Origin of the sequence: Synechococcus sp. N19 (assembly GCF_900474045.1) — a bacterium.
Taxonomy (GTDB): Bacteria; Cyanobacteriota; Cyanobacteriia; order PCC-6307; family Cyanobiaceae; genus Parasynechococcus.
The window spans coordinates 233,978-246,248 of record NZ_UCNR01000005.1 but is presented as its reverse complement, the minus strand read 5'-3'; the positions used below and the strand labels follow the sequence as shown (position 1 = coordinate 246,248).

The 12,271-nt window shown below is 61.6% G+C and carries 13 protein-coding genes; 6 read left to right on the top strand and 7 right to left on the bottom strand.

What is annotated here, in order from left to right; genetic code table 11:
- From DXY02_RS03270 to DXY02_RS03260, 3 genes are all read right to left on the bottom strand, one after another.
- Window positions 1–88, bottom strand: an 88-nt coding sequence (locus DXY02_RS03270) for a GTP-binding protein (protein ID WP_136975398.1), incomplete at its 3' end; no start/stop codon positions are given.
- Window positions 89–107: 19 nt separating this feature from the next.
- Entirely contained in the window at window positions 108–398 is a 291-nt protein-coding gene (locus tag DXY02_RS03265) for a 4a-hydroxytetrahydrobiopterin dehydratase (protein ID WP_114987987.1), read from the bottom strand.
- 42 nt (window positions 399–440) lie between these two features.
- Window positions 441–1,112 carry a secondary thiamine-phosphate synthase enzyme YjbQ gene (locus DXY02_RS03260; protein ID WP_371639894.1) on the bottom strand — a complete coding sequence of 224 codons (672 nt, stop codon included), beginning with the start codon at window positions 1,110–1,112 and terminating at the stop codon, window positions 441–443.
- Between DXY02_RS03260 and DXY02_RS03255 the strand changes: the two genes are divergently transcribed.
- The 4 genes from DXY02_RS03255 (at window position 1,111) to DXY02_RS03240 (ending at window position 4,630) form a co-directional block, all read left to right on the top strand.
- Window positions 1,111–1,518 (top strand): thiol-disulfide oxidoreductase DCC family protein, encoded by a 408-nt coding sequence (locus tag DXY02_RS03255; protein WP_114987985.1) that lies wholly within the window; start codon window positions 1,111–1,113, stop codon window positions 1,516–1,518. The genes DXY02_RS03260 and DXY02_RS03255 overlap by 2 nt on opposite strands.
- A 198-nt stretch (window positions 1,519–1,716) precedes the next feature.
- The gene (locus DXY02_RS03250) at window positions 1,717–3,225 is read left to right on the top strand and encodes a carboxypeptidase M32 (protein WP_114987984.1); all 1,509 of its coding nucleotides are present in this window, start codon (window positions 1,717–1,719) and stop codon (window positions 3,223–3,225) included.
- Between the two features lie 62 nt (window positions 3,226–3,287).
- Window positions 3,288–3,875, top strand: coding sequence for an inorganic diphosphatase (locus DXY02_RS03245; protein WP_114987983.1), 588 nt, complete (start codon window positions 3,288–3,290; stop codon window positions 3,873–3,875).
- A gap of 290 nt (window positions 3,876–4,165) precedes the next feature.
- Window positions 4,166–4,630 carry a L,D-transpeptidase gene (locus tag DXY02_RS03240; RefSeq protein ID WP_244276129.1) on the top strand — a complete coding sequence of 155 codons (465 nt, stop codon included), beginning with the start codon at window positions 4,166–4,168 and terminating at the stop codon, window positions 4,628–4,630.
- On the opposite strand, the gene hemC is transcribed toward DXY02_RS03240, so the two are convergent.
- Complete coding sequence (gene hemC / locus DXY02_RS03235) at window positions 4,631–5,584, bottom strand: hydroxymethylbilane synthase (RefSeq protein ID WP_114987981.1); 954 nt, start codon at window positions 5,582–5,584, stop codon at window positions 4,631–4,633. It abuts the gene before it with no gap.
- Between the two features lie 137 nt (window positions 5,585–5,721).
- Between hemC and DXY02_RS03230 the strand changes: the two genes are divergently transcribed.
- The gene (locus DXY02_RS03230; RefSeq protein ID WP_114987980.1) at window positions 5,722–6,189 is read left to right on the top strand and encodes a hypothetical protein; all 468 of its coding nucleotides are present in this window, start codon (window positions 5,722–5,724) and stop codon (window positions 6,187–6,189) included.
- A gap of 192 nt (window positions 6,190–6,381) precedes the next feature.
- On the opposite strand, the gene rpoD is transcribed toward DXY02_RS03230, so the two are convergent.
- Entirely contained in the window at window positions 6,382–7,773 is a 1,392-nt protein-coding gene (rpoD, locus tag DXY02_RS03225; protein ID WP_114987979.1) for an RNA polymerase sigma factor RpoD, read from the bottom strand.
- A 305-nt stretch (window positions 7,774–8,078) separates the two neighbouring features.
- Between rpoD and priA the strand changes: the two genes are divergently transcribed.
- Window positions 8,079–10,328, top strand: coding sequence for a primosomal protein N' (gene priA, locus DXY02_RS03220; protein ID WP_114987978.1), 2,250 nt, complete (start codon window positions 8,079–8,081; stop codon window positions 10,326–10,328).
- Here priA and DXY02_RS03215 read toward each other — a convergent pair whose 3' ends face one another.
- Both DXY02_RS03215 and argB read right to left on the bottom strand, forming a co-directional pair.
- Window positions 10,329–11,387, bottom strand: a complete 1,059-nt coding sequence (locus DXY02_RS03215; protein WP_114987977.1) for a DUF3153 domain-containing protein — start codon at window positions 11,385–11,387, stop codon at window positions 10,329–10,331.
- A gap of 2 nt (window positions 11,388–11,389) precedes the next feature.
- Window positions 11,390–12,271, bottom strand: a complete 882-nt coding sequence (gene argB, locus DXY02_RS03210) for an acetylglutamate kinase (RefSeq protein ID WP_114987976.1) — start codon at window positions 12,269–12,271, stop codon at window positions 11,390–11,392.

Here is a 12,271-nt window from a genome sequence, read left to right as displayed (position 1 = left end):
TGTGATTCAGCAGCGTCGTTTTCCCCGCTCCGAGGAAGCCGCTGAGAATGGTGACCGGGACGCCGGGACTTGCTGGTGCGGTGGTCATGCGCAAGGACCCACTCGACTCATGCTGGCAGCAGAGCGTCAATGGCGCTGGCCAGCTCCACATCCATGCTGCTGAGGCCGCCGAGATCATGGGTGGTCAGGTCGATTGAAACGCGGTTGTAGACGTTGCTCCAGTTCGGATGGTGATTTTTGGATTCGGCCAGCAAGGCCACCTGTGCCATGAATCCAAAGGCCTCCACGAAGCTGTTGAACTGCAGATCGCGGTGCAGCCTGTCTCCGTTCACAACCCAATTGGGCAGGGTTGTGCTGAGTGCCGACTTCTGGGCGGCATCGAGAGGTTCAACTGGCATGGAAGCCCTGAATCACCCCTCCATCCTGGCTGGAGCCGGTTGTCAGTCGCTCAGGTCATGCAATCGATCAATCATCAGATCGGTGTCGGTATCGATGCCGTCGTCGGTTTCCCAGGCGTTCGGGTTGTGTCGGGCCTGAATGGCTTGATTGATCCGTTCGCCATTGCGCAGGCTCAACAGGGTTTTCGGCGTGGCTGAAGTGGTCTGCGTGGTGCTTTCAGGGGTGGGGCGGCTGGAGGATTCACCGAATAAGTGGCAGGCGATCGTTCTGGTGTGAGCAGCGCTGCGGTGCTCCCAGAGGTAAACGGCTTGCCAGGTGCCCAGCAGCAGTTGCCCCCTGCTGACGCTCAGGTTCAGGGTTTGGCTGGTGAGCGCGGTTCGGATGTGGGCCGGCATGTCATCAGCTCCTTCGTCGTCATGGAGATAACGGCGGTGTTCTGGAATGGCATCGGCCATCCATGCATCCAGGTCCTTCAGCACCCGTGGATCGGCGTTCTCGTTGATGGTGAGGCTGGCGCTGGTGTGCAGGCAGGTGAGATGCAGAACGCCCTGGTCCAGACCCGTGCTGCGGATCCAGGTGTTTATCCGCCCGTCCAGTCGGGTGAATCCTCTTCCCGGGGTTGCCACTGTCATCTGATGCAGGATCTGCTGCACGCCCACCGCTCTCCAGCGTTCTTTCCTTACTTTGCGTGCTGCAGCACCGTCTGAGTCCATGGCCAGCCCATCTGCCCCCGATTTGACCCTGCTGTTTGACGGAGGTTGTCCGTTGTGTGTGCGCGAAGTTCGCTTTCTGCAGCAGCGTGACCGTCAGGCCCGGCTGGCTTTTGTCGACATTGATGCCTCTGATTACGACGCAGCGGCCCATGCCGGCATCAGTTACCGGGTGGCCATGGGCCGTATTCATGCCATCACAGGCTCCGGGGAGGTGCTGCGGGATGTGGCCGTCTTCCGTGAGGCGTATCGCCTTATTGGTCTGGGGTGGCTTTACGCACCGACCCGCTGGCCTTTGATCGGCAGCGTGGTCGATTGGGTCTATGGGATTTGGGCCGCCCGGCGGCTTCAGATCACAGGGCGCGCCGACCTTGAGACCCTGTGCCAAGGCCGCTGTGAGCTGAACTGACCCGTTCCTATGGAACGGTCTGCGGTTGTCGGTAGATCAGCTTGAGCGGCCAGAGAGCCATGGGCAGGGCGATCCCCAGGGCCAGCTGCAGCATCAATCGGCGCATGGGTCCAGAACGTCTGAACCGCTTCACCATGGCCTGCATCGCTGCTTCGATGCCACACCAGGTGTCGTTAGGGTGATGGAAAAGGGGGCGAGATGGCTTCTGCCGCAACGGCTTGGGGGCAGCTGGGCGCCCATCTGAGAGAGACGCAGCTGCTCGGCTCGGTTCAGAGCACCCTGTATTGGGACCAGAACACCCGCATGCCTTCTGCCGGGGCGTCCTGGCGAGGTGAGCAGCTCACGCTGCTGGCGACCCAGCTTCATGCTCGTCAGAGCTCTGCGGCCTATGCGGAACTGCTGGCCGCAGCGCGTCAGCATTGGAATTCCGCTGAGCGATGCCCTGAGCAGGGCCGCAATCTGGATCTGCTGGAACAGGACCTGCAGCGGCAGCAGTCCCTCGATCCAGCTCTCGTCGCCGCCTTGGCCAAGGCTAAGGCCGAGGGTTACAACCGGTGGCAGCAGGCTCGATCGGCCTCTGATTTCAGCCTCTTCGCACCGGCGCTTCAGACCCTGATTGATTTGCGTCAGGAGCAGGCCAAACAGCTGGATGAGCCGCGCTCCTGTTGGGAGACCCTGGCGCAACCCTTCGAACCGGATCTGCGTTTGGAGCGTCTCGAGGCCTTGTTTGCTCCGTTACGACAACGGTTGCCGCAATTGGTTGCTCAGGCATCCACCCGGCCACGCCCACGATCAGCGGACTGGGATCTCGAAGAGTCCAGCCAGCAAGATCTCTGTGATGAGCTGCTCGGTGCCTGGGGCCGCAATCCCGCCATCACCTGCATGGCACGTTCGCCTCACCCCTTCTCGATCACGTTGGGACCGGCGGATTACCGCATCACCACGCGTGTGGTGCCTGGCCAGCCCTTGTCGTGCTTCCTGGCTACGGCCCATGAATGGGGCCATTCCCTCTATGAACAGGGGTTGCCGGACCAGAGCCACCAATGGTTCGCCTGGCCTCTGGGACAGGCCACCTCGATGGCGGTGCATGAAAGTCAGTCGCTGTTCTGGGAGAACCGTGTTGCCCGGAGCCGTCCGTTCGCAGAGCAGTGGTGGAAGCGTTTTGCGCAGGTGGGGGCTCCCTTCAGCGGAACCCAAGACATGTGGCAGGCGATGAATCCGATGGCGCCTGGTTTGAACCGGGTGGAGGCTGATGAACTCAGCTATGGCTTGCACATCCTGATCCGCACGGATCTCGAGATTGCTCTGCTGGAGCAGGGTTTGGCGGTGAACGATCTCCCAGACGAATGGAACCGGCGCTATCAGGAACTCCTGGGGGTGCGGCCGATGAACGATGCCGAGGGATGCCTTCAAGATGTGCACTGGAGTGAAGGCCTGTTTGGCTATTTCCCCTCGTATCTGTTGGGGCACTTGATCAGTGCACAGTTGAGCGAAGCGATGGCGGAGGCCATCGGGTCTCCGGAGGAGCATGTGGAGCGCGGCGATGTCACGCCTTTGCTGGCTTGGCTCCGTGAGCACGTTCACCCGCTCGGACGCAGTGTGAATGCTGATCAACTGGTGGAAAGGGTCACCGGTCGGCCACTGAGCACCGATGCCTTCCTCGACTATCTGGAGAACAAGCTTGATCGGCTGCAACTGGCCCCCTAGCCGCGTGCAACTCGATGGGCTGAGGCGGCCCGTAGGATGCGCCGCGCTGTCCATCGCCGTTTATGGCCAACCTCGATCAGGCACCCAGCCGCAGCATGCCCAACCTGCTGCACGTGCTGCCGGCCTTCGCTGATGAAGCCGAACTTCGTCTCAACACGATCGTGGAGCTCAACTCCAACACGATCAACAAGTACGAGCTGATCACCGAAACCGGCCATCTCAAGCTGGACCGCGTTGGTTACTCCTCGCTGGCTTACCCCTTTGCCTACGGATGCATCCCCCGCACCTGGGATGAAGATGGCGATCCCCTCGACATCGAAATCGTTGGTGTCACCGAGCCCCTGATTCCCGGTTCGATTGTGGAAGCCCGCATCATCGGCGTGATGACCTTCGACGACGGTGGTGAAGTCGACGACAAGGTGATCGCTGTGCTTGCCGACGACAAGCGCATGGATCACATCAAGAGCTGGGAAGATCTCGGTGAGCACTGGAAGAAAGAGACCACCTACTACTGGGAGCACTACAAGGATCTGAAGAAGCCTGGCACCTGCTCGGTGAACGGTTTCTTCGGCACTGAAAAGGCCGTTGAGATCATCAAGAGCTGCGAGGCTCGCTACATGGCTGAGATTGATCCCAAGTTGGTCGACTGAACGCGTCGGCGATCGACTGCTGATCAGGCGGGGGACACTCCCCCGCCTTTTTCATGGCTCAGCGTCCGGCTCAGCAGCATCGAAGATCCTTCGATTGGGATGGACACCTCTCGTGAGACAACAGAGCTGAAGGAGGACGAGGTCGGCTCTTTGATCTCGACCATGAGACCAAAGAGATTCAGAAGAGTTCAGCTCCAAGACTGCTGCTGCTGTTTTTTCTCGCAGCAATGAATACGTTGAGACCAGTGGGTCTTGCACGTCTCATGAAGTGGTTATTGATGCCGGCGCTGTTGGCTGGGTCTGTTGCTCCATGCCTTGCTGCTGAACCTGTTGAGCTGGCCTTGCGGCAACCCGCTCATGCGTCGCGCATCGTGCTTGACCTCAGCAAGCGACAGATCACCCTCATGCGGGGCGAGCAGCAGCTTGGGGCCTGGCCTGTGGCGATCGGAGATCCCAAAACCCCCACCCCAAAAGGGGAATTCGCCATCCTCAACAAGAAGGTCAATCCGATCTATGTGACCCATGAGTCGGTTCAGCGGCGGGAGCTTCGCGGACCCAGCAGCCCGATTGGTGATCGCTACATGGCTTTTCACCGCAATGGCCGCGGCGAGTTTGGGATCCATGGAACGGCGTGGCCGCACTGGGTTCAGATTCGCGCTGCCGTCAGTCTGGGCTGCGTGCGCATGCTCAACAGCCACATCCGGCAGCTGTTTGATGCTGTGGATGTGGGAACGCGTCTGGAAATTCGCAGTTGATCAGGCTTCCGGGCGGACGGTGTCGAAGATCTCTTTGAGGATCTCGCCAGCACCCTGACCTTTGAGGGTGTTAGCCAGAGCGATGCCGATGGCTTCGGCGTCGCTTGCTGCGCCACTGGCCTGGTCGCGGATCAGGCGTTTGCCATCAAGGCTGGCCACCATCCCGGTGAGGATGAGTTGATCACCTTCGAAGCGGGTGTTCACGCCGATGGGCACCTGGCAGCCACCTTCCAGTTCCCGCAGGAAAGCGCGTTCGGCCAGGCAGCGCTGGGAGGTGGGGGTGTGCTCCAGCACTTTGATCGCCTCAAGCACTTCGGGCTTGCCCTCCACGCATTCAATCCCCAGGGCGCCCTGACCAACGGCGTGCAGAGAGATGTCGCCGGGGATCAGCTGGTGGATCCGATCGCCGAAGCCAAGCCGGCCAAGGCCTGCCGCAGCCAGGATCAGGCAGTCGTAATCGCCGCTATCCAATTTCTCCAGCCGGGTGATCACGTTCCCCCGAACATCCTTGAAGATCAGGTGGGGGTAGTGGTGACGCAGCTGAGCCAGACGGCGCAGGGAACTCGTGCCCACCACAGAGCCTTCGGGAAGGGTGTCGAGTTTGTACGCCTGGTTCTTGGCATTCACCACCAGGGCATCGGCCGGGTCTTCCCGTTCGGTGATGCAGCCGAGCATCAGCCCCTCAGGAAGGTTGGTGGGCAGGTCTTTCAGCGAGTGGACGGCGATGTCCGCACGGTCCACCAGCATCTGTGCTTCCAGTTCCTTGGTGAACAGGCCTTTGTCGCCGATCTTCGCCAGGGCGACGTCCAGGATCTTGTCGCCCTGGGTGGCCATGGCTTCCACCGTGATCTTCAGGCCGGGATGGGCCTTCTCCAGTTCCGCTTTCACCCAGTTGGTTTGCACCATGGCCAGCTGGCTGCGTCGTGAGGCGATGCGCAGTTCGGTGAGGGCCATGGAAAGGGCGAATCAGCCGCCCAGCCTACGCTTTTGGCCTTGGATTCTTTGGTTCGCCTTCACGAGGTTGTGAAGCTTCGAAAGGGAAGATCTCTTTATGAAGAACGCTTAACATTTGCAGGCATTGCATCGCAGTCATGCCCGGACCTGTCGTCAATGGCGTTCGTCAGGCCGGAGCGATTGGCTCTGTTGCCCCCGACTCGCAAGACCAGGAGCCCATGCTCCCCCTGGTGGCTGAGGGTTCCATCCGTCTGATCCTGTTGTGCAGTGGCGATGTGCTGATGGCGCGGCTGCGCCACACCACCGATCGCGATGGAGATCACGCGTATCAACTGCTGCGGCCCCGTCTGGTGCGTTCAGCCGCAGATGCCTCACACGATGCTCAGCCCAGTTGGCTGCTTCAGCCTTATCTGGAGGGGCTGACGTCGCAGCACAATCTGGTGCTGTTCAAGGGGGCGGTTGCTTCCGTGCTCGAACCGGATGCTCGCCTGCTCCAGGCCTATGCACTTGAAACTCGCCAGGAGTGTCCTTTGGAGGAAACTCCGGTGGAGCGCCTGAAGCGTGCTTTTCAGGAATTCACGGAGACCTTCGATGCAAACCCGTGAACCTGTCGCACGGTCTCTTTCTATTTACTAAAGGAAAACCCCAGTCCATGACTGGGGTTTGATCTCTTCCGTGTGAGGAGGGCGTCTCAATTCCCTCAAGCACTCTTATAGGAGCCCTCTGCTCCATTCAGCTAGGGGGAATGTACTTATGTATTACTCCCGTGACCGTTTGGTCACGGGCCCAGTGCTGGCTTACTTGATGTATTCCTTGAGCACCCCATTGCGGTTGGGGTGGCGCAATTTGCGCAGGGCCTTGGCTTCGATCTGACGGATCCGTTCACGGGTTACATCAAAAATCTGACCAATTTCCTCGAGGGTCTTCATCCGCCCGTCGTCCAGGCCATAGCGCAGGCGCAGCACATCGCGCTCGCGGGGGCTGAGGGTGGCCAACACACCTTCCAGGTCTTCACGAAGCAGGTTCTTGGCAACGTCCTGCTCGGGATTCTCGATGTCGGCTTCGATGAAATCACCCAGGCGGGAATCCTCTTCCTTGCCGATGGGGGTCTCCAGGGAGATCGGCAGCTGGGCGCTCTTGGCGATGAAGCGCAGTTTTTCGATGGTCATTTCCATCGATTCCGCGATTTCCTCTTCCGTTGGCTTGCGGCCGAATTCCTGGGAGAGAACCTTGGTGGTCTTCTTGATCCTGGAGATCGTTTCGTAGAGGTGCACCGGCAGGCGGATGGTGCGGCTCTGGTCGGCGATGGCGCGCGTGATGGCCTGGCGAATCCACCAGGTGGCGTAGGTGGAGAACTTGTAGCCCTTTTCGTGGTCGAACTTCTCGGCTGCACGAATCAGGCCAAGGCTTCCTTCCTGAATCAGGTCTTGGAAGCTCAGGCCCCGATTCATGTACTTCTTGGCAATCGAGACCACCAGGCGCAAGTTGGATTGCACCATCTTTTCCTTGGCCCGTCGGCCCAGCATCAAGCGCCGGCGGAAGCGGATGAGCGGCATTTCCACCAAGGCCGCCCACTCTTTGTTGTCAGGTTCCCGGCCGTTGTCGCTTTCAAATTGAGCGGCCAATTCCTCCAGGTAGAGAAGATCGGCGATTTTGCGAGCCAGTTCGATCTCCTCGTCGGGACGCAGCAGGCGGATCCGACCGATTTCCTGCAGATAAACCCGGATGGAGTCTTCGGTGTAAACACCTTTGGGGCCGATCTTGATGCTGGCCAGGGCTTTGGCCTTGGCTTCCTTCTCAGCAGCTGCGGTTTTGGCTTTCTCCTCGGCGGTTGGCTTCGCTGCCGCTGCTTTGGCTGTTGATGCCTTGGCTGTTGAAGATTTAGTTGTGGTCTTCTTGGCGGTGGATGCCTTCTTGGTTGTGGTGGCCTTTTTCGTTGTGCTTTTGGCCTTGGTGGTTTTCGCTGCAGCCTTTTTGGTGGTTCCCGAGGCCTTGGCTTGATCTGCAGCGGCGAGCAGTTCGTCGGCTGCGGCGCTCAGGTCCTTGGCGCTCGCCTTGCTGGTTCGTCGTCGTGCAGGGGTTTTCTTGGCCTCTTTGTCGGAACTCTTGGCAACTTCCTTCACCTTGCCGTCAGCATTGGCCAGAAGAACGATGTCCGGCTTGGCAGCTTTGGTGGCAGCAGGGGTCATGGTGTTAGTCGAAGTCGGATAGAGGGGAGATGCAACAGCGGCAGCAACGCACCAACAGCAATGGCCGAAACCTGGAACTTCCGTTCAAGCGAAAGAGAACGGCACAGCTGACGCTGAGACGGAGTTCATGGGCTGATGGTGGTGTCCGCGAGTCGACGAAACGCTTGGACTGATTGTGTCTGTGCTGTCCGGGGTGGTCTCAGACCGGTCAAAGTGGCAAGGAACAAGACCTTGACTTCAGACTCTGTGTCTTCCCTCTGGATCGAGCGCAGGGTTGGCAGAAACTGTCCAACCTGTTCACGTTAATGAAGTCTTCCGAAGTTTGCAAGGTCCTGTCGCATTCCCGGCGATGCGTTGAGGTCTGGCTGGAGGCTGGGCGGGAAGGACGCTCCTTCAGTTACGCCGCAGATCCCAGCATGGGATTGATGCCGGGAGATCTGGTGCGGGTGCGCCTCCGGGGTCGAGCCATGCATGGACTGGTGGTGTCGGAGCGGGAGTGGGCTGAGCAGGATCCTCAGGAGCTGCAACCGGTGGAATCGCTCCTGCAGCGAGCTGCTGTCGATTCGGATTGGTACAGCTGGCTGGAGCGGGTGGCGGACCGTTGCCATCTCAGTGTCTTCCGCACCTTGAAGGCGGCTTTGCCGTCGGGCTGGATTGGTCAGGCCGGCCAGCGTTCCCTGGCCGGCGGGCGTCAGATGTGGTGGATTCAGGCCCGGGTCCCCCCTGATGCAGCGAACCCACCCACCCCTCGCCAGCGGGAGCTTCTGGCTTGGTTGGAGGGCCAGGGCGATGGTGCTTGGCAACGGGACCTGGTGGCCAGTGGGTTTGGGGCGCAATTGCTGCCGCCGCTGATCCAGCAGGGCTACCTGGTGCGTGAGCAGCGTCGTTGTGAGGACAAGGGCTCTTCAGCTGGTTCTGGCCCCCAGGAGCTTCCCCAGGCCTTGACGGCTGAGCAGCAGGACGTGGTGAAGGCCTACCAACAGCTGTCTCCGGGGAGAGGGCTGCTGCTCTGGGGAATCACCGGCTCCGGCAAGACCGAGGTGTACCTCCAGCTGGCTGCCCAGGAGCTGGAGCGGGGCCGGCACGTTCTGCTGCTCACCCCCGAGATCGGATTGATTCCCCAACTCGTTGACCGTTGCCGCAAACGCTTCGGCTCGCGCGTTGTGGAGTACCACAGCGGTTGTGGTGACGCCGAACGGGTTCGAACCTGGCGCCGCTGTCTTGCTGCCGAACAGCCGTTGGTGGTTGTGGGAACCCGCTCCGCGGTGTTCGTGCCGTTGAAGCCTCTGGGGCTGGTCGTTCTGGATGAGGAGCACGACAGCTCTTACAAGCAAGACGCACCCATGCCTTGCTATCACGCCCGGGACCTGGCTTTGGACCGGGTTGTGATGCAACAGGCACGGCTTGTGCTGGGCAGCGCCACGCCGTCGCTCGAGAGCTGGATTCAATCGGGCTCGGATGGTGCCTTGACCTTGGTGCGCCTGACCCAGCGGATTTCCCGGCAGTCCCTACCGCCTGTGCATGTGATCGACATGCGCCATGAGTTGGCCGAAGGACACAAGCGTCTGGTCAGTCGCGCCTTGATGGATCGTCTTGCGGCGCTGCCGGAGCAGGGCGAACAGGCCGTGGTTTTGGTGCCTCGTCGGGGATACAGCCCCTTTTTGAGCTGTCGCAGTTGCGGCGAGGTGGTGATGTGCCCCCACTGCGATGTGGCGCTCACCGTTCACCGCAGCAAGGCCGGGCGTCAGTGGCTGCGTTGCCACTGGTGTGACCATCGTGAAGACCTGGAGAACCGTTGCAGTCACTGTGGTTCCACGGCCTTCAAGCCGTTTGGGGCCGGGACGCAGAAGGTGTTGGAACTGCTCTCTCAGGAGCTCGAAGGCCTTCGTTTGCTCCGCTTTGACCGCGATTCCACGGGGGGGCGGGATGGCCATCGACGCCTGTTGGACCGTTTCGCTGCTGGAGAAGCCGACGTCTTGATCGGTACGCAGATGCTGGCCAAGGGCATGGATCTGCCGCGGGTCACCCTGGCGGCGGTGCTCGCGGCGGATGGGCTTCTGCACCGCCCCGATCTCCGCGCAGGAGAGCAGGCCCTGCAGTTGCTGTTGCAGTTGGCGGGCCGTGCCGGGCGAGGTGAGCGATCGGGGCAGGTGTTGGTGCAGACCTACACCCCAGAGCACCCGGTGATTCAACACCTGGTGGATGGTCGCTATGAAGCGTTCCTCTCCCAGGAGGTGGCCCTCCGCAAGGAGGCGGGTCTGGTGCCCTTCAGTCGTGCCTGTTTGCTGCGCCTGTCTGGAGATTCCCCCAGCAAAACAGCAACGGCGGCAGCGGTGCTGGCGGAGCGGATCCGGCCGATTTGTCAGCTCCAGAATTGGTGGTTGTTGGGTCCTGCTCCGGCACCTGTGGCCCGGGTTGCTGGCCGAAGCCGATGGCAGCTGTTGCTGCACGGTCCGGCGGGCTCCCCGCTTCCGCTGCCTCCGGGACAGGCCCTCTGGGATGGCTTGCCCAAGGGTGTGGCGCTCACTGTGGATCCCGACCCGCAGCAGCTTTGATCAGGAGGGCAGTTCAGGGAAGCCAAAGCCCAGCTTCCGACGCACCACCTGCAGCACCATGCTGCTGATCAGCAGCATCAGGATCACCACTCCCCCCAGGCCAAGCGGATTCCAGCGCCAGCCCTGCCAGCTGACTTCGGTGGTGGTGCCGGTAACAGCCGTGCGCTCCACCTGCCCGTGGTTCAGGCTCAGATGAACGTCGAGCCCGGGGATCTCGGGCAGATCGCTGAGGTCCACCATCAGCTGCACGTGCTGCTGCACCCCCAGCAGCCAGTTGCGTTCTTCGAGCTTGAGCGTCGGTGGCGGGAGTGAGACTCCAGCCGCACGACCAGCCACGGCAACCACGGCCGCCATCTGTTGCGCCAGCTCGTGCGACGAGGCAACACGGCTGCTGATCTGTTGGCGTCCTGGGCCTGTTTGTTCGATCTTCAGCCCGGGCGCTTCCCGTTGCAGGTCTCGCTCGAATTGCTCCTGCCAGGGCAGCGGGCGTTGCTGGGTGCTCCGCACGTCCCAGGTGAGGGCCAGTCGATCCGGGCCGCGAAGGTCGAGATCAGCCTCGATTCGGACGCAACCACTCAGCAACAGCGTGATCCCCAGCAGAACCGCCATCACCAGCACGGCGAAACCCGCCGCCGGTGAACGCGTCGGCCCCGTCGGTGGTGGTGGCGGGGGTTCGGGACGCCGCGACCGCCGCCGCCGCATGGTGGAGGTCTGCCCGCTGCCGGAGCCATTCAGCTCCAGTTGCGGCATGCGCATCGACCAGCGTTCCGGACGATCCAGGCTTGGGGCTTCAAGAACCCCGAGCAGTTGTTTGGCCTGCTGGCGCAACTTGGGATCGCGGCAGCGACTCAGCAGCTTGCAGGTGGCGATGGCTTTCTCGTCCTGCCCCAGGCCCATCCAGGCGGTGATCATCAGGAGCCGAAGGCCCGGCCCCTCCGGGCTGTTGAGCGGGTGTTGCTCCGCCAGGGGCAGAAGCAGCTCCAGGCCCTGGCCGTAGTCCCCGCGCTCCAGGGCTGCCTCCGCTTCAGAGAGGTCCAGTGCTGCGTCCTGCTCGCTCACCCCTAGCCGCGTCCCACCACCATGGTGCCGATGCCGGCGTCGGTGAAGACTTCGAGCAGGAGGGCATGGGGAACCCGGCCATCAATGATGTGGGCGGCTGACACGCCCTGAGCCAGGGCGCGGATGCAACATTCCGTTTTAGGGGTCATGCCCCCTGCGACCACGCCGTCCTCGATCAGCTGTCGCGCCTCTGAGAGACGCAGTTTGCGGATCAGCGAGTCGGGGTCATCCCGGTCTTCAAGGATGCCGGGGGTGTCGGTCAGCAGGATCAGTTTTTCGGCTTCCAGGGCCGCCGCCAGCTCTCCCGCCACCGTGTCGGCATTGATGTTGTGGGCTCGCCCGTCATCGGGGGTTGCGGCAACGCTGGAAATGACGGGCACATAACCCTTCTCCAGCAGCGGTTCGAGCACATCGGGATTAACGCGGGCAACATCCCCCACCAGCCCATGGCTGCCATTCCCCCAGGGGCGTGCCTCCACAAGACTTCCGTCACTTCCGCTCAGACCAACAGCACGGGTGCCGAGCTGATTGAGGCCATTCACGATCTGCTTGTTGACGCGGCCCACCAGCACCATCTCCACCACGTCCATGGTGTCGGCGTCGGTGACGCGCAGTCCGTCGCGGAATTCGGCGGGGATTTCCAGTCGCTGAAGCCACTGGTTGATTTCGGGCCCGCCGCCATGCACCACCACAGGTTGGACGCCGACGCAGGCCAGTAGAGCCAGGTCGCGGAAGACGGCAGCCCGCAGCTCGGCATGGGCCATGGCGGCCCCGCCGTACTTGATCACGATGCGCCGACCTGCGAAGCGCTGGATGTAGGGGAGGGCTTCGCTGAGCACCGACACCCTGAGGGCGTCATCGTTGTTCTGGGTGGATTGGGCCAT